Origin of the sequence: Oryzihumus leptocrescens, assembly GCF_006716205.1 — a bacterium.
GTDB lineage: Bacteria > Actinomycetota > Actinomycetes > Actinomycetales > Dermatophilaceae > Oryzihumus > Oryzihumus leptocrescens.
In genome coordinates this window covers 2,123,941-2,140,233 of record NZ_VFOQ01000001.1, presented here as the reverse complement: position 1 = coordinate 2,140,233, position 16,293 = coordinate 2,123,941, and the positions used below count along the sequence as shown (strand labels likewise).

At 72.6% G+C, this 16,293-nt stretch carries 15 protein-coding genes; 8 read left to right on the top strand and 7 right to left on the bottom strand.

The window, feature by feature from the left end; translation table 11 throughout:
* The first annotated feature begins 37 nt into the window (after positions 1-37).
* The 6 genes from whiA to FB474_RS10060 all read left to right on the top strand — a co-directional run bounded on the left by whiA (position 38) and on the right by FB474_RS10060 (position 5,062).
* Positions 38-1,018, top strand: a complete 981-nt coding sequence (gene whiA, locus FB474_RS10085) for a DNA-binding protein WhiA (protein ID WP_141788518.1) — start codon at positions 38-40, stop codon at positions 1,016-1,018.
* A 128-nt stretch (positions 1,019-1,146) separates the two neighbouring features.
* Positions 1,147-2,154, top strand: a complete 1,008-nt coding sequence (gene gap / locus FB474_RS10080; protein ID WP_141788517.1) for a type I glyceraldehyde-3-phosphate dehydrogenase — start codon at positions 1,147-1,149, stop codon at positions 2,152-2,154.
* A gap of 5 nt (positions 2,155-2,159) precedes the next feature.
* Positions 2,160-3,371, top strand: a complete 1,212-nt coding sequence (locus tag FB474_RS10075) for a phosphoglycerate kinase (RefSeq protein ID WP_141788516.1) — start codon at positions 2,160-2,162, stop codon at positions 3,369-3,371.
* An 84-nt stretch (positions 3,372-3,455) separates the two neighbouring features.
* A complete protein-coding gene (tpiA, locus tag FB474_RS10070; protein WP_141788515.1) occupies positions 3,456-4,262 on the top strand; it encodes a triose-phosphate isomerase in 807 nt (268 codons plus the stop codon).
* Positions 4,263-4,394: 132 nt separating this feature from the next.
* Complete coding sequence (secG, locus tag FB474_RS10065) at positions 4,395-4,643, top strand: preprotein translocase subunit SecG (RefSeq protein WP_141788514.1); 249 nt, start codon at positions 4,395-4,397, stop codon at positions 4,641-4,643.
* A 68-nt stretch (positions 4,644-4,711) separates the two neighbouring features.
* Positions 4,712-5,062: an RNA polymerase-binding protein RbpA gene (locus FB474_RS10060; RefSeq protein ID WP_141788513.1), complete on the top strand. Its 351-nt coding sequence runs from the start codon at positions 4,712-4,714 to the stop codon at positions 5,060-5,062.
* A 169-nt stretch (positions 5,063-5,231) separates the two neighbouring features.
* On the opposite strand, the gene pgl is transcribed toward FB474_RS10060, so the two are convergent.
* The 6 genes from pgl to tkt are packed head-to-tail and all read right to left on the bottom strand — an operon-like array spanning position 5,232 to position 13,638.
* Entirely contained in the window at positions 5,232-6,011 is a 780-nt protein-coding gene (pgl, locus tag FB474_RS10055; protein WP_141788512.1) for a 6-phosphogluconolactonase, read from the bottom strand.
* Positions 6,008-7,135 (bottom strand): glucose-6-phosphate dehydrogenase assembly protein OpcA, encoded by a 1,128-nt coding sequence (gene opcA / locus FB474_RS10050; RefSeq protein WP_141788511.1) that lies wholly within the window; start codon positions 7,133-7,135, stop codon positions 6,008-6,010. The genes pgl and opcA overlap by 4 nt, the downstream gene beginning before the upstream one ends.
* Positions 7,132-8,673, bottom strand: a complete 1,542-nt coding sequence (zwf, locus tag FB474_RS10045; RefSeq protein WP_141788510.1) for a glucose-6-phosphate dehydrogenase — start codon at positions 8,671-8,673, stop codon at positions 7,132-7,134. Before zwf ends, opcA begins: the two co-directional genes overlap by 4 nt.
* Positions 8,670-10,343 (bottom strand): glucose-6-phosphate isomerase, encoded by a 1,674-nt coding sequence (locus FB474_RS10040; RefSeq protein ID WP_185746111.1) that lies wholly within the window; start codon positions 10,341-10,343, stop codon positions 8,670-8,672. Before FB474_RS10040 ends, zwf begins: the two co-directional genes overlap by 4 nt.
* Entirely contained in the window at positions 10,340-11,473 is a 1,134-nt protein-coding gene (tal, locus tag FB474_RS10035; protein WP_141788509.1) for a transaldolase, read from the bottom strand. Before tal ends, FB474_RS10040 begins: the two co-directional genes overlap by 4 nt.
* Positions 11,470-13,638: a transketolase gene (gene tkt, locus FB474_RS10030; protein WP_141788508.1), complete on the bottom strand. Its 2,169-nt coding sequence runs from the start codon at positions 13,636-13,638 to the stop codon at positions 11,470-11,472. The genes tal and tkt overlap by 4 nt, the downstream gene beginning before the upstream one ends.
* A 261-nt stretch (positions 13,639-13,899) precedes the next feature.
* On the opposite strand from tkt, the gene FB474_RS10025 reads away from it, so the two are divergent.
* Positions 13,900-14,841 carry a heme o synthase gene (locus FB474_RS10025; RefSeq protein ID WP_141788507.1) on the top strand — a complete coding sequence of 314 codons (942 nt, stop codon included), beginning with the start codon at positions 13,900-13,902 and terminating at the stop codon, positions 14,839-14,841.
* Positions 14,841-15,224 carry a nuclear transport factor 2 family protein gene (locus FB474_RS21180; protein WP_141788506.1) on the top strand — a complete coding sequence of 128 codons (384 nt, stop codon included), beginning with the start codon at positions 14,841-14,843 and terminating at the stop codon, positions 15,222-15,224. Before FB474_RS10025 ends, FB474_RS21180 begins: the two co-directional genes overlap by 1 nt.
* Before the next feature lie 111 nt (positions 15,225-15,335).
* Here FB474_RS21180 and FB474_RS10015 read toward each other — a convergent pair whose 3' ends face one another.
* Positions 15,336-16,277, bottom strand: coding sequence for a COX15/CtaA family protein (locus tag FB474_RS10015; RefSeq protein ID WP_246092123.1), 942 nt, complete (start codon positions 16,275-16,277; stop codon positions 15,336-15,338).
* Between the last annotated feature and the right edge of the window lie 16 nt (positions 16,278-16,293).

The following is a 16,293-nucleotide window of genomic DNA, read 5'->3' as shown; positions in this document are numbered from 1 at the left end:
CCACGACCGGGTGGCACCGGATGGCAGGATGGCCCCCATGGCGATGACGGCGAAGGTGAAGGACGAGCTCAGCCGTCTGCAGGTGACGAAACCGTGCTGCCGCAAGGCAGAAGTGTCGGCCATGCTCCGATTCGCCGGGGGGCTGCACATCGTCGGGGGACGGATCGTCGTGGAGGCCGAGCTCGACACGGCACAGGCGGCGCGACGGCTGCGCAAGGACATCACCGAGGTCTACGGGCACTCCAGCGACGTGATGGTCCTGGCGGCCGGCGGCCTGCGCAAGGGCAGCCGCTACGTCGTGCGCGTCGTGCAGGACGGCGAGGCCCTGGCCCGCCAGACCGGACTGATCGACACCCGCGGGCGTCCCGTCCGCGGGCTGCCGCCGCGGGTCGTCAGCGGGGCCGTCTGCGACGCCGAGGCGGCCTGGCGCGGCGCGTTCCTCGCCCACGGGTCGCTGACCGAGCCGGGCCGGTCCTCCTCGCTCGAGGTGACCTGCCCCGGCCCCGAGGCGGCGCTGGCGCTGGTCGGTGCGGCGCGCCGGCTCGGCATCCAGAGCAAGGCCCGCGAGGTCCGCGGTGTCGACCGCGTGGTCATCCGCGACGGCGACGCGATCGGGGCGATGCTCACCCGCATGGGCGCCCACGACGCCGTGCTGGCGTGGGAGGAGCGCCGGATGCGCCGCGAGGTGCGCGCCACCGCCAACCGGCTGGCCAACTTCGACGACGCCAACCTGCGCCGTTCGGCGCGCGCGGCGGTCGCGGCCGGTGCCCGGGTCGAGCGCGCGCTGGAGATCCTCGGCGCCGACGTGCCCGACCACCTGCTCGACGCCGGCCGGCTGCGCCTGGAGCACAAGCAGGCCAGCCTCGAGGAGCTCGGCCAGCTGGCGCAGCCGCCGATGACGAAGGACGCCGTCGCCGGGCGGATCCGCCGCCTGCTGGCCATGGCCGACAAGCGCGCCGCCGACCTCGGCATCCCGGGCACCGACGCCAACCTCACGGCCGACATGCTCGACGCCTGAGACTGCGCCGACCACCTGACGTCCTACCCATCGGTATCCCCTAGGGTCGAGGCGTCGTTCAACAGCAGGCTCGCGCCGCGGTGGCCCGGGCCCGTGCACCATGTGATCGAGGAGAGGCTGGACCCCCAGTGACTGTTCGCGTTGGTATCAATGGCTTTGGCCGCATCGGCCGCAACTTCTTCCGCGCCGTCGAGGCATCTGGCGCCGACATCGAGGTGGTCGCCGCCAACGACCTGGGTGACCTCAAGACCATGGCCCACCTGCTGAAGTACGACTCGATCCTCGGTCGCTTCCCCGAGGACGTCTCGGTCGAGGGTGACGGCATCAAGGTCGGCGACAAGACCATCACGATCCTCGCCGAGCGCGACCCGGGCGCCCTGCCCTGGAAGGACCTCGGCGTCGACGTGGTCATCGAGTCGACCGGCTTCTTCACCGACGCGACCAAGGCCCGGGCGCACGTCGACGCGGGCGGGGCCAAGAAGGTCATCATCTCCGCGCCGGCCTCCAACGAGGACTTCACCGTGGTCATGGGCGTCAACCACGCCGACTACGACCCCGAGGCGCACACGGTCATCTCCAACGCCTCCTGCACCACCAACTGCCTGGCCCCGATGGCCAAGGCCATCAACGACGAGTTCGGCATCGTCAAGGGCCTGATGACGACCATCCACGCCTACACCCAGGACCAGAACCTCCAGGACGCCCCGCACAAGGACCTGCGCCGCGCCCGCGCCGCCGCCCTCAACATGGTGCCCACCTCCACCGGCGCCGCGAAGGCGATCGGCCTGGTGCTGCCGGAGCTCAAGGGCAAGCTCGACGGCTACGCCATGCGCGTGCCGCTGCCCACCGGCTCAGCCACCGACCTGACCGTCGAGGTCTCGCGCGAGACGACGGTCGAGGAGGTCAACGCCGCGGTCAAGGCTGCCGCGGAGGGTGCGCTCAAGGGCTTCCTGACCTACAACGAGGACCCGATCGTCTCCACCGACATCGTCACCGACCCGGCGTCGTGCATCTTCGACGCGCCCCTGACCAAGGTCATCGGCAACCAGGTCAAGGTCGTCGGCTGGTACGACAACGAGTGGGGCTACTCCAACCGCCTCGTCGACCTCGTCACCTACGTCGGCAAGCGCCTCTGAGCCTGATGCGGACCCTCGACGACCTGCTGGCGGAGGGCGTGCGCGGCAAGCGCGTCCTCGTCCGCAGTGACCTCAACGTCCCGCTCGACGCCGACGGCGCGATCACCGACGACGGTCGGGTGCGCGCCTCGGTGCCGACCATCGAGGCCCTCACCGGGGCCGGTGCACGCGTCGTCGTGTGCGCCCACCTCGGCCGGCCCAAGGGCGCCCCGGAGGCGAAGTACTCCCTGGCACCCGCAGCGGCCCGGCTCGGTGAGCTCCTCGGCGCAGACGTACCCCTGGCGCAGGACACGGTCGGTGAGTCCGCCCGCGCCCTGGTCGACGGCCTCGCCGACGGCCAGGTCGCGATGCTGGAGAACCTGCGCTTCAACGCGGGGGAGACCAGCAAGGACGAGGGCGAACGCCAGGCCTTTGCGCGTGAGCTCGCCGCCCTGGCGGACGTGTTCGTCAGCGACGGCTTCGGCGTCGTCCACCGCAAGCAGGCCAGCGTGTATGACGTGGCGCAGCTCCTGCCGCACTACGCCGGCGGGCTGGTGCGGGCCGAGGTCGAGGTCCTGCAGCGCCTGACACGCGACCCGCAGCGCCCCTACGCCGTGGTGCTCGGCGGCGCCAAGGTCAGCGACAAGCTCGGCGTCATCGCCAACCTGCTGCAGACGGCCGACCGGCTGCTGATCGGCGGCGGCATGGTGTTCACCTTCCTCAAGGCCCAGGGGCACGAGGTGGGCAAGAGCCTGCTCGAAGCGGACCAGGTCGAGGTGGTCAAGGGCTACCTCCAGCAGGCGCAGGAGCGCGGCGTCGAGATCGTGCTGCCCACCGACATCGTCGCCGCCGACGCCTTCTCCGCCGACGCGGCGCACGACGTCGTCGCCGCCGACGCGATCCCGGCCGACCGCATGGGCCTGGACATCGGGCCGGAGTCGGCCAAGGCGTTCGCGGCCAGGCTCGCCGACGCGCTCACGGTGTTCTGGAACGGCCCCATGGGCGCGTTCGAGATGGCCCCCTATGCCGCGGGGACCCAGGCCGTCGCCGAGGCGCTGGTCGAGGCGACCCGGGGCGGGGCGCTGACCGTCGTCGGGGGCGGCGACTCCGCCGCGGCGGTGCGCCAGCTCGGCTTCGCCGACGACCAGTTCGGCCACATCTCCACCGGCGGTGGCGCCAGCCTGGAGTACCTCGAGGGCAAGGCCCTGCCGGGCCTGACCGTGCTCGAGCAGGACTGACACCCGCCTCAACCGTTCCACCCCGGTGGGCCGGGCCGGGGCACCCGGCCCGGCCCACCGGCATACGCATCCCCGAGGAGCCCCATGGCAGCCAAGCCGGCCGGTCGCACGCCCCTGATGGCGGGTAACTGGAAGATGAACCTGGACCACCTGCAGGCCACGCACCTGGTGCAGAAGCTGGACTGGACCCTGCGCGACGCCAAGCACGACTACGAGGCGGTGGAGGTCGCCGTGCTGGCGCCGTTCACCGACCTGCGCAGCGTGCAGACCCTCATCGAGGGCGACCGGCTGCGGCTGGCCCACGGTGCGCAGGACCTGTCCGTGCACGACGCCGGCGCCTACACCGGTGAGGTGTCCGGGGCGTTCCTGGCCAAGCTCGGCTGCACCTACGTCGTCGTGGGGCACAGCGAGCGGCGGGAGTACCACGGTGAGGACGACGCCACGGTCAACGCCAAGGTCAAGGCCGCCTACCGCCACGGGCTGACCCCGATCCTGTGCGTCGGCGAGGGCCTGGACGTGCGCAAGGCCGACGGCCACGTCGCCCACGTGCTGGCCCAGCTCGACGCCGCGCTCGAGGGCGTCACGGCCGAGCAGGTGCGCTCCATCGTGGTGGCGTACGAGCCCGTGTGGGCCATCGGCACCGGCGAGGTCGCCACCCCGGCCGACGCCCAGGAGGTGTGCGCCGCGATCCGCACCCGCCTGGCCGAGCTGTACTCCGGCGACACCGCCGACGGCATCCGCATCCTCTACGGCGGGTCGGTCAAGGCGGCCAACGTCGCGGCGATCATGGCCGAGTCGGACGTGGACGGTGCGCTGGTCGGCGGCGCGTCGATCGTCGTGGAGGAGTTCGCCTCCATCTGCCGCTACCGCGAGCACGTCACCGCCGGCTGAGCCGGTGCGCCCGGCCCCGTGCCTCCACGGCGGCGGGTCGGTTGGTGGCCCCGGGGCCAGCAGGTAGGCTGAGCCCTTGGCGCGCGCGTGAGGCGTGTGCCCTCTGGTGAACTCGATGAGATAGGTGTGACCGTGACTGCGGTGAAGATCGGGCTGCAGGTCCTGCTCGTCCTGACGGGCCTGTTCCTGACCCTGCTGATCCTGATGCACAAGGGCAAGGGCGGCGGCCTCTCCGACATGTTCGGTGGCGGCATGTCCAGCACCATGGGCGGGTCGTCGGTGGCCGAGCGCAACCTGGACCGCTTCACCGTCGCCGTCGGCATCGTCTGGTTCACCTGCGTGGTCGGCCTCGGCCTGATCGAGCGGTTCGCGCCGAGCTGACCCACCCCGCCCGGGCGCCGACGGCGCACCGGGCACGCACAACGAGCACGACGTCGAGGAGCACAACAGTGGCAGGTGGCAACGCGATTCGGGGCAGCCGGGTCGGAGCGGGTCCCATGGGAGAGGCCGAGCGGGGTGACGCCGCACCGCGCGTCTTCATCTCCTACTGGTGCTCCAACGGGCACGAGACACGCCCCAGCTTCGCCGAGGAGCCGGGCCTGTCGGTCCCGGAGACCTGGGACTGCCCGCGCTGCGGCTTCCCCGCCGGCCAGGACAAGGACAACCCGCCGGCCCCGCCGCGGGTGGAGCCGTACAAGACGCACCTGGCCTACGTGAAGGAGCGGCGCAGCGACGCCGACGGCCAGGCGATCCTCGACGAGGCGCTGCAGAGCCTGCGCGACCGCGGCCTGATCCAGTAGGTCTTTCGGTCCAGGAGGGCGCCCGCGGCCGATGCACCGGGTCGCCGCCCGCCGACCACGACGACGCCCCCGGACCCATCAGGGTCCGGGGGCGTCGTCATTGCCGGTATGCGCCGTGTCGCGCACCTGCCGCGGGCGCCGGCCGGTCGGCAGCGACCGGTCCGGCCGGTCAGGGACTGGCCGGGCGGATGAGCTGCTTCGGCACGTGCGTGGCGGCCTCACGGTCCAGCAACCACGTCGTGGACCGGGTGCCGTGGACGCCTGCCGCGGGGGCCTGCATCTCACCCGCACCGGACAGCGCCAGCCCGACCGCGCTGGCCTTGTCGGCGCCGGAGACGAGGAACCACACGTCCCGGGCGGCGCACAGGGCCGGGAACGTCAGCGAGATCCGGGTGGGCGGCGGCTTGGGCGCCCCGCGGACACCGACCACCGACCGCTCCCGCTCGTGCAGGGCCGCGTGCTCGGGGAACAGCGAGGCCACGTGGGCGTCCGGCCCGACGCCGAGCATCACCACGTCGAAGGCGGGCACGCCGCGACCTGAGCCGGCCGCGGCGGCGAGCTGACCGGCATACCGGGCCGCCGCGGCGTCGAGGTCGGCACCGTCAGCGCCGTCCGGCCCGGGTATGGCGTGCACCCGGGCCGGGTCGAGCGGGACCGTGTCGAGCAGCGCCTCGCGCGCCTGGGTCTCGTTGCGGTCGGGATCACCCGCCGGCAGGAAGCGCTCGTCGCCCCACCAGAGGTTGAGCCGGCGCCAGTCCACGGCGTCGCGGGCCCCGGAGGCACCGAGCGCAGCGAGGATCGCCGAGCCCATCGACCCACCGGTGAGGACGATGTCCGCCTCGCCGCGGGAGGCCTGGGCGTCGACGATCGCCGTGACCAGCCGGGCGGCCGCGGCGTCGGCCAGCAGCTGCTTGTCGCGGTGGACGACGACGCTGGGACCGCGGCTCACGCCTCGCCCCCGGTCTTGTCCGCCAGCTTGCGCGACGCAGCCTCCTGGACCGCCTCGGTCGAGGCGGTCTCGGGCACCTCGGCCTCGACCATCTGCGCGCTGGCGTGCTTGCGCGCCTCCCGGGCCAGCCGGCTGGCCTGCCGGGCCGCCTGCTCCACCGACGGGGCGTCGCCGTTGGCGATCGCCTTGCTGGCGGTGGTGGAGCGACCCTGCGAGACCTTGGCCAGCCCCTTGGTCAGGGCCTGGGCGTAGATCTCGTCCGGGTCGAGGCGGCGCAGCTCGTCGGCCAGGCACTCGGCGAGCCCGCGCCGGGCCAGGCCGATCCGCCGGACCGGCTGCCCGGCCTGGGTCAGCGTGGCGACGTTGCCGTCGGGGCGGACGAGGTCGACGTCGCCGCTGCGGCGCTCGAGCCGGACGCTGATCATGCCCGAGCCGGCCCGGGTGCGGGCCCGCTTGACCGGGCACTTGAGCATCTGCGCGATCCACCCGGCCAGCAGGTCGGTCGAGGGGGAGTCCGAGCCACCGGTGACGGTGGCTCCGACGACCGGCTCGAAGGGCGGCTGGTCGAGGGCCGCGGCGAGCAGGCCGCGCCACAGGGTCACGCGGGTCCACGCCAGGTCGGTGTCACCGGGCTTGTACGTCTGCGCCCGGTAGTCCATCTCCTTGTGCGGGTTGCGCGCCTCCGCGGCGTCGGTGATCCGGCGCTGGGCCATCCGCCCGATCGGGTCGGTCGACACGGGGTGCGGGGCCGCCTTGGGCCACCATGCCACGACGGGGGAGTCCGGCAGCAGCAGAGGGGTCACCACGCTGTCGCCGTGGTCGACCAGCGGGCCGAACAGGCGCAGCACGACGACCTCGGAGGCGCCGGCGTCGCCGCCGACCCGGATCTGGGCGTCAAGCCGGCTGGTGCCGCGCTTGTTGCCGCTGACGAGCGCGATGATCCGGCACGGGTGCTGGCGTGAGGCGTCGTTGGCGGCCTCGATGGCCTCGTCGGCGTCGGCCTCGTCGACCACGATGATCAGCGTCAGGACGCGGCCGAGTGCCATCGCGCCGACGTCGTTGCGCAGCCGGACGAGCTTCTTGCTGACCGCCTGCGTGCTCGTGCTGGGCAGGTCGACGATCACGGCATCCTCCAGTGGCGTCCGTCGCGGTGCATCATCTCGTCGGCGCTCCTGGGGCCCCACCCACCGGAGGGGTAGGCCTCGGGTCGGCCCTGCCGGGCCCAGAACGCCTCGATCGGGTCGAGGATGTTCCAGGACAGCTCGACCTCCTCGTGACGCGGGAACAGCGGCGGGTCGCCCAGGAGCACGTCGAGGATGAGCCGCTCGTAGGCCTCGGGGCTGGACTCGGTGAAGGCGTTGCCGTAGCCGAAGTCCATCGTCACGTCGCGGACCTCCATCGCGGTGCCGGGCACCTTGGAGCCGAACCGCATCGTGACGCCCTCGTCGGGCTGCACGCGGATGACGATGGCGTTCTGGCCGAGCTCCTCGGTGGCCGTGTCGTTGAACGGCAGGTGAGGGGCCCGCTTGAACACCACGGCGATCTCGGTGACCCGCTTGCCCAGGCGCTTGCCGGTGCGCAGGTAGAACGGCACCCCGGCCCAGCGGCGGGTGTCGATCTCGAGCTTCACCGCGGCATACGTCTCGGTCGTGGAGGCCTTGTTGATGCCGTCCTCGTCGAGGTAGCCGACGACCTGCTCGCCACCCTGCCACCCGGCGGCGTACTGCCCGCGGGCGGTGGTGGTCTCCAGGTCGTGCGGCAGGCGGACCGCCGAGAGGACCTTCTCCTTCTCGGAGCGCAGGTCGCTGGCGGAGAAGGAGACCGGCTCCTCCATCGCGGTCAGCGCCAGCAGCTGCAGCAGGTGGTTCTGGATGACGTCCCGGGCGGCGCCGATGCCGTCGTAGTAGCCCGCGCGGCCGGCGATGCCGATGTCCTCAGCCATCGTGATCTGCACGTGGTCGACGTAGTTGGCGTTCCAGATCGGCTCGAACATCTGGTTGGCGAAGCGCAGTGCCAGGAGGTTCTGGACCGTCTCCTTGCCCAGGTAGTGGTCGATCCGGAAGACCGAGTCCGGCGGGAACACGCGCTCGACGATGTCGTTGAGCTCGCGGGCGCTCTTGAGGTCGTGCCCGAAGGGCTTCTCGATGACCACGCGGCGCCAGGTGCCCGGGTCGGGCTTGGACAGGCCGCTGCGGTCGAGCTGCTCGCACACCGTCGAGAACGCGCCCGGCGGGATGGACAGGTAGAACGCGTGGTTGCCGCCGGTGCCCCGCTCGGCGTCGAGCTCCTTGACCGTCGAGGCGAGCAGGTCGAAGGAGGTCGGGTCGTCGAACGTGCCGGGCACGAAGCGGAACCCCTCGGCGAGGTTGCGCCACACGTCCTCGCGGAACGGCGTGCGCGAGTGCTGGCGCACCGCGTCGTAGACGATCTTGCCGAAGTCCTGGTCGGCCCAGTCGCGCCGGGCGAAGCCGACGAGGCTGAAGCCGGGCGGCAGCAGGCCGCGGTTGGCCAGGTCGTAGACCGCCGGCATCAGCTTCTTGCGGGCGAGGTCGCCGGTGACGCCGAACAGGACCAGGCCGCAGGGGCCCGCGATCCGGGGCAGGCGCTTGTCACGGGGGTCACGCAGCGGGTTGTGTCCCTGCGCGACGCGAGCTGGGCTCATCCTTGGCCTTCCGGGGAGGAGGACGGTATGCCGAGTGCCTGGGTCAGCTGGGCCAGGCCGGCGTCGTGGTCGGTCAGGTGCAGGCGCAGGACCGGGCGGCCGTGGTCGGCCAGCACCTGCGCGTCGCCGCCCGCCTGGGCGGCGATGAGGGTGCCGAACGTGAAGTCACGTCCGGGCACCGGCAGGTCCTTGTGCGGGGCGGACGTCACCTGGAGGTAGACGCCGGTCGCGGGGCCGCCCTTGTGGTACTGCCCGGTGGAGTGCAGGAACCGCGGACCCCAGCCGAACGTGGTCGGCCGCTCGGTGCGCCGGGCGACGGCGCGGCGCGCCCCGGCCAGCGGGGCGTCGGCCAGCCGGTCGAGGTAGGCCATGACGGCGACGTAGCCGTGCTGCGGGTCGAGCTGGTCGAACAGCGCGTCCAGGGCGGTGCCGACGGTGGTGGCCGAGCCGAGCCAGTCGCCGCCGAGGGAGCGCACCTCGACGGCGCCGTCGGTGAACGCCGGCTCGTCGGCGGCCTTGTCGCTGCCCTCGAGCATGGCGCGCGCGGCCTTCTTGGCGCTCTCGACGTCAGGCTGGTCGAACGGGTTGATGCCCAGGACCGCGCCGGCGGCCGCCGTGGCGACCTCCCACAGCATCAGCTGGGCGCCGAGGGCGCCGCTGACGCGGACCTCCGAGCGCTGTGCGCCGGTGGCGTCGTCGGGGGAGGGGGCCTGCTCGTCGGCGACGTCGGCCACCAGCCGGGCGACCGTGACGTCGGCGGCCGGCCAGGCCACCTCCGGGTCGTCGTCGCCGGCGACGACCACCGGCAGGAGGCCGGTGCCGTCCTTGCCGGTGCTCTCGGCGATCAGCTGCTCGGCCCAGTCGGCGAACCCGGAGATGCCCGAGCCGTCGTCGACGAGCACGAGCTTGTCGCGCAGCGGGTCGGTGCCGGCGATCGCGGCGCCGAGGACCAGGCCGGGGTTGGCCGCGTCGTCGTCGGCGAGCAGGTCGGCGACCGACTCGGCGTCGTCGAGCAGCTCCTCGATGTCGGCGCCGGCCAGGCCGCTGGGCACCAGGCCGAAGGCGGTCAGCGCCGAGTAGCGGCCTCCGACGTTGGGGTCGGCGTTGACGACGCGGTAGCCGCGCTCGCGCGCGTCCTTGTCGAGCGGGCTGCCGGGGTCGGTCACCACGACGATGCGCTGGGCGGGGTCGATGCCCGCGGCCTCGAACGCGCCCTCGAAGGCGCGACGCTGGGAGTCGGTCTCGACCGTGGAGCCGGACTTGCTCGAGACCACGACGACGGCGCGGTCGAGCCGGTCGGCCAGGGCGGCCCGGACGTAGTCGGGGTCGGAGGAGTCGAGCACGGTCAGGTCGACGCCGGCGGTGGCGCAGATGACCTCCGGGGCGAGCGAGGAGCCGCCCATGCCGCAGAGCACGACGTGGTCGACGCCCTGCTCGCGCAGGTGGTCCCGCAGCGCGGCGACCTCGCCGACCAGCGGCCGCGAGCTGCGGCCCAGGCCCGTCCACGACAGGCGGACCGAGGCCTCGGCCTCCGCCGCAGGACCCCACAGCGTGGGGTCCTGGGCGAAGAGGCGGCTGGCGAACCGGTCACCGACCAGCGTCGCGACGTGGCGCGAGACCGCCTCGCCCGCCGGCCCGGAGGCCAGCACCCCCAGGGCGGAGGAGGTCACTTGGCGGCCCCCGCGGAGGTGGCGGTGGCCTTGGCCAGCTCGTCCTGGACGTCGGTGAGCAGCTCGTCCCAGGACTTCTCGAACTTCTCGACACCCTCGCGCTCGAGGACGGCGACGACGTCGGCGTAGGAGATGCCGAGGCGCTCGAGCGCGTCGAGCACGGCCTTGGCGTTCTCGTAGTTGCCGGTGACCTGGTCGCCGGCGATCTCGCCGTGGTCGGCGACCGCCTCGAGCGTCTTGCCCGGCATGGTGTTGACCGTGTTCGGGGCGACCAGCTCGGTGACGTACATCGTGTCGGGGTAGGCCGGGTCCTTCACGCCGGTGGAGGCCCACAGCGGGCGCTGCTTGTGGGCGCCCTCGGCCTCGAGCACCTGCCAGCGCGGGGTCGAGAAGACCTCGTCGTAGGCGTGGTAGGCCAGGCGGGCGTTGGCGATGCCGGCCTTGCCCTTGAGCGCCTGGGCCTCGTCGGAGCCGTCGAGGGCGTCGAGGCGCTTGTCGACCTCGGTGTCGACGCGGGAGACGAAGAACGAGGCGACCGAGTGGATCGTCGACAGGTCCTTGCCGCCCTCACGGGCCTGCTCCAGGCCGGTGAGGAAGGCGTTCATCACGCCGCGGTAGCGGTCGAGGGAGAAGATCAGCGTGACGTTGACGCTGATGCCCTCGGCGATGACCTGGGAGATGGCCGGCAGGCCCTCCACCGTCGCCGGGATCTTGATGAGCAGGTTGGGGCGGTCGACCGCGGTCCACAGCTCCTTGGCCTGCTCGACCGTCCTGGCCGTCTCGTGGGCCAGGCGCGGGTCGACCTCGATGGAGACCCGGCCGTCCTGGCCGCCGGTGGCGTCGTACACCGGGCGCATGATGTCGCAGGCGTGGCGGACGTCCTCGGTGGTGAGGGCGAACACCGCCTCGTCGACGTTGCGGCCGTCGTCCGCGAGGGACTTGACCTGCTCGTTGTAGGCGTCGCCCTGGGACAGTGCGGCGGCGAAGATCGTGGGGTTGGTGGTCACGCCCACGACGTGCTTGGTGTCGATGAGCTCCTGCAGCCCACCGCTGGTGATCAGCGGTCGGTTGAGGTCGTCGAGCCAGATCGAGACACCTTGGTCGGACAGGGCCTTGAGTGCGTCAGTCATCGGTTGCCTCCTGCAGCCTGGATGGAGTCGCGGGCAGCGGCGACGACGGCCTCGGCCGTGATGCCGAACTCGCGGTAGAGCGTCTGGTAGTCAGCCGACGCACCGAAGTGGTCGAGGCTGACGATGCGTCCGGCGTCGCCGACGTAGTCACGCCAGCCGAGGGCGACCCCGGCCTCGACGCTGACCCGGGCGCGGACCGCGGGCGGGAGCACCTCGTCACGGTAGGCCTGGGGCTGCGCCTCGAACCACTCACGGGAGGGCATCGACACCACGCGGGTGGAGACGCCCTCGGCCTCGAGGGTCTCGCGGGCCTCGACGGCCAGCGGCACCTCGGAGCCGGTCGCGATGAGGATCACCTCCGGAGCGTCCTTCGAGCCGTCGGCGAGCACGTACGCACCCTTGGCAACACCCTCGGCCGAGCCGAATGTTCCCCGGTCGAGGACCGGCAGGGCCTGACGGGTCAGGGCCAGGCCGGCGGGCCGGTCGCTGTGCTCGAGGATCGTGCGCCAGGCGACCGCGGTCTCGTTGGCGTCGGCGGGGCGCACGACGTCCAGGCCCGGGATCGCCCGCAGCGCGGCGAGGTGCTCGACCGGCTGGTGGGTCGGGCCGTCCTCGCCGAGGCCGATCGAGTCGTGCGTCCACACGAACGTCACGGGGATCTGCTGGAGCGCGGCGAGGCGCACCGCGGGACGCATGTAGTCGGAGAACACCAGGAAGGTGCCGCCGTAGGGGCGGGTGAGCCCCTCCAGGGCGATGCCGTTGAGGATCGCGCCCATGCCGAACTCGCGGATGCCGAAGTGCAGGGTGCGGCCGTACGGACCGCCCTTCCACTCGTGCGTCTGCTTGCCGGCGGGGATGAAGCTCTCCACCCCGGCCATCGTCGTGTTGTTGGACTCGGCCAGGTCGGCCGACCCGCCCCACAGCTCGGGCATGACGTCGGCGAGGGCGCCGAGGACCTTGCCGCTGGCGGCGCGGGTGGCGATGCCCTTGGCGTCGGCCTCGAAGACCGGCAGCGCGTCGGCGAGGCCCTCGGGCAGCTCGCGCTCGACGAGCCGGTCGAGCAGCGCGGCGCGCTCGGGCTGGGCAGCCCGCCACGCGGCATACCGCTCGTCCCACTCGGCGTGGGCCTGCTTGCCGCGCTGCTGCACCTCGCGGGCGCGGGCGATCACGTCCTCCTCGACGGCGAAGGTGGCCTCGGGGTCGAAGCCCAGCAGCCGCTTGGTCGCCTGGATCTCCTCGTCGCCGAGGGCCGACCCGTGGCTCTTGCCGGTGTTCTGCTTGGTCGGCGCGGGCCAGGCGATGATCGTCTTCAGGACCACGAGGGTCGGCTTGTCGGCGATGGCCTTGCCGCGCTCGACGGCGGCGAGCAGCGCGTCGACGTCCTCGACGTAGGTCGCGCCGTCCCCGCCCTTGCGCCAGTCCACCTGCTCGACGTGCCAGCCGTATGCCGCGTAGCGCGCCGCCACGTCCTCGGAGAACGAGATGTTGGTGTCGTCCTCGATGGAGATGTGGTTCTGGTCGTAGATGAGGGTGAGGTTGCCGAGCTCCTGGTGGCCGGCGAGGGCGCTCGCCTCGTGGGAGACGCCCTCCATGATGTCGCCGTCGGAGGCCATCACGTAGATGTGGTGGTCGAACGGGCTCTCCCCGGGTGCGGCGTCGGGGTCGAGCAGGCCGCGCTGGCGGCGCTGGGCGAAGGCGATGCCGACCGCGGAGGCCAGGCCGGAGCCGAGCGGCCCGGTGGTGATCTCGACGCCGTCGGTGTGGTGGACCTCGGGGTGGCCGGGGGTCAGCGACCCCCAGGTGCGCAGCGACTTCAGGTCGTCCAGCTCCAGGCCGTAGCCGGACAGGTAGAGCTGGATGTACTGCGTGAGGCTGGAGTGCCCGCAGGACAGCACGAACCGGTCGCGACCCAGCCACTGCGGGTCGGTCGGGTCATGCCGCATGAGGTTCTGGTAGATGAGGTAGGCCGCCGGGGCCAGGCTCATGGCGGTGCCGGGGTGGCCGTTGCCGACCTTCTGCACGGCGTCCGCGGCGAGCAGCCGGATGGTGTCCACCGCCCGGACGTCGAGGTCGGTCCACCCGGTCTGCGTCACGACCGGCGCGGGCAGCGAGGTGTCACGCGTGCGGGGTGCGGTCCCGGTGGTCGCAGGGTTGTGCTCGGTCACGGATTTCACGACTCCTTTACACGGCGTCGCGCAGCGGGACAGGGGGCCGATCGGGCCACCGTTCCCGGCAACGGCGCCAGCTTGGGCACGACGGTGCCGAGCCTATCCCCGCTGGTGACGGGCGTCGCACGGAGTCCGCCGTCCGGACCACGATTCGCGCGGGCTAGACTGACCGGGCCCGAAGGACGCCCCCGCCGAGACGACCGGCACCAGCCGGCCGACCGCGAGGCGCCACCGACGCCGAAGCCCCCGAAGGACACCGTGACCGCTCTCGAGCCGCGCGCCGACGCTGCTGCGGCCCCGTCCCCGGGGCTGGCTGTCACGGTCCGCAACTACGTTGCGCTGACCAAGCCGCGCATCATCGAGCTGCTGCTGGTCACCACGGTCCCGACGATGTTCCTCGCCCAGCGCGGGCTGCCCTCGCTGTGGCTCGTCATCGCCACCCTCGTCGGCGGCGCGCTGTCGGCCGGGTCGGCGAACACGCTCAACTGCTACATCGACCGCGACATCGACAAGCTCATGCACCGCACCGAGGGCCGGCCCCTGGCCACCGGGGCGATCACCCCGGCCGCGGCGCTGCGCTTCGGCATCGCGCTGTCGGTGGTCTCGACGCTGTGGCTCGGCCTGCTGGTCAACTGGCTCTCGGCCGCCCTGTCCTTCGGCGCGATGGCGTTCTACGTCGGCGTCTACACCATGGTGCTCAAGCGCCGCACCGCCCAGAACATCGTCTGGGGCGGCGCCGCCGGATGCATGCCGGTGCTCATCGGCTGGTCCGCGGTGACCGACACGGTCGCCTGGCCGGCGGTCATCCTGTTCCTCGTCATCTTCTTCTGGACACCGCCGCACTACTGGCCGCTGTCGATGCGGTTCAAGGACGACTACGCCAACGCCGGCGTGCCGATGCTGCCGGTCGTGGCCCAGGACGTCGCGGTCGCCCGTCAGGTCGTGGCCTACAGCTGGGCGATGGTCGCGGCGTCGCTGGCCCTGGTGCCGGTCGCCGACATGGGCTGGGTCTACCTCGTCGGCGCGGTCGTCTCCGGTGCCCTGTTCATCGGCGAGGCGCACCGCCTGCTCGCCCGGGCGAAGGAGGGCGCGGCGGCGTCGGTGCTCAAGCCGATGCGGCTGTTCCACTTCTCGATCAGCTACCTGACGATCCTCTTCCTCGCCGTCGCGGTCGACCCGCTGCTGCACCTGGCCCTCTGATGGACGCCGCCGGCTTCGCCTCCTGGGTCGCCGGCTACGAGCGCGCCTGGCGCGCCCCCGGCACCGACCTGCTGGCCACCCTCTTCGCCGACGACGCGGCATACCTCATGAGCCCGTATGCCGACCCGGTCGTCGGGCTCGAGGCGATCAGCGAGCTGTGGGAGGCCGAGCGGGACGGGCCCGAGGAGGTCTTCACGATGACCTCGCAGGTCGTCGCGTTCTCCGGTGACACCGGGGTGGCGCGGGTGCACGTGGTCTACGGCGCGCCCTACCGCGAGTGGCGGGACATCTGGATCGTGCGCTTCGACGGGCAGGGCCGGGCCGTGCACTTCGAGGAGTGGCCGATCGGCCCGCCCGGCGCGCACCGCCCCTCCGGCCTCTGACCGGTCCTCGCTCGTCGACCTCACGGGTGTACCCAGCGTCATGCCGGGAGTCGTGACGGTCAGGTCGTCGTGATCACGGCGGGATTCGCCGTCACGACCGCCGTCACGCCGCTAGCGGGTGCGCAGGGAGAGCAGGCCCCGGGTCAGGGTGACCACGAGCAGGCTGGCGCCGAGCATGTGCAGGGCGACCACGGCCTCGGGCAGGCCGGTGAAGTACTGCAGGTAGCCGACCACACCCTGGGCGAGCGTCACGACCAGCACCCAGGCCCACGCCCGGCGAGGCCGCACGGGGGCGTCGACGAGGCGCACCGCGACGACCATCGCCACCACCAGGCCGGTGAACAGCATCACCGCGTCGGCGTGCAGCCACGAGACCGAGCGCGGGTCGAAGCCGAAGCGGGTGGGGTGGGCGGCGTCCCCGGAGTGCGGTCCGGACCCGGTGACCACGGTGCCGAGGGCGAGCACGACCGCTCCGAGGGCCACCGTGACCCGGGCCAGCAGGCCGACCTCGCGGCGCACCACCGGGGTCGGGGCCGCATCGCCCTCGCCGGCGCGGACCAGCAGCAGGGTGCTGATGGCGACGATGACCATGGACAGCAGGAAGTGCGCCGCCACGGTTGCGGGGTTGAGGCCGGTCAGGACGGTGATGCCGCCGAGCACCGCCTGGGCGACGACGCCGAGCATCGGCAGGAACGCGAGCCGGAAGAGGGCAGGACGCCCCGGTCGCCACCCGCGCCGACCGGGGGCCCAGAGCCAGACCGCGACGATGACGAGCAGCGCAGCGATGCCGACGACGCCGGTGAGCGTGCGGTTGCCGTACTCGATGTACTTGTGGATGCCCTGCGGCTGGTGGGCCACCGGGGTGAACGAGCCGGGCACGCACTCGGGCCAGGTCGGGCAGCCCAGGCCGGAGCCGGTGAGGCGGACCAGGCCGCCGGTGACGACGATGCCCACCTCGAGCACCACGTTGGCGAGCAGGATGCGGCGCAGCCAGGGGTTCGGCGAGGCGTCGACGGGCGCCGGCGCGGGGGCGGTCACGGAGGGGATCGTCACGTCAGAAGGGTAGATG

Excerpts from the sequence above, each read along its gene's own strand:
- whiA (WP_141788518.1), top strand. The coding sequence starts at position 38 with ATGGCGATGACGGCGAAGGTGAAGGACGAGCTCAGCCGTCTGCAGGTG.
- FB474_RS10075 (WP_141788516.1), top strand. The coding sequence starts at position 2,160 with ATGCGGACCCTCGACGACCTGCTGGCGGAGGGCGTGCGCGGCAAGCGC.
- tpiA (WP_141788515.1), top strand. The coding sequence starts at position 3,456 with ATGGCAGCCAAGCCGGCCGGTCGCACGCCCCTGATGGCGGGTAACTGG.
- zwf (WP_141788510.1), bottom strand. The coding sequence starts at position 8,673 with ATGAGCCCAGCTCGCGTCGCGCAGGGACACAACCCGCTGCGTGACCCC.
- tal (WP_141788509.1), bottom strand. The coding sequence starts at position 11,473 with ATGACTGACGCACTCAAGGCCCTGTCCGACCAAGGTGTCTCGATCTGG.
- FB474_RS21180 (WP_141788506.1), top strand. The coding sequence starts at position 14,841 with ATGGACGCCGCCGGCTTCGCCTCCTGGGTCGCCGGCTACGAGCGCGCC.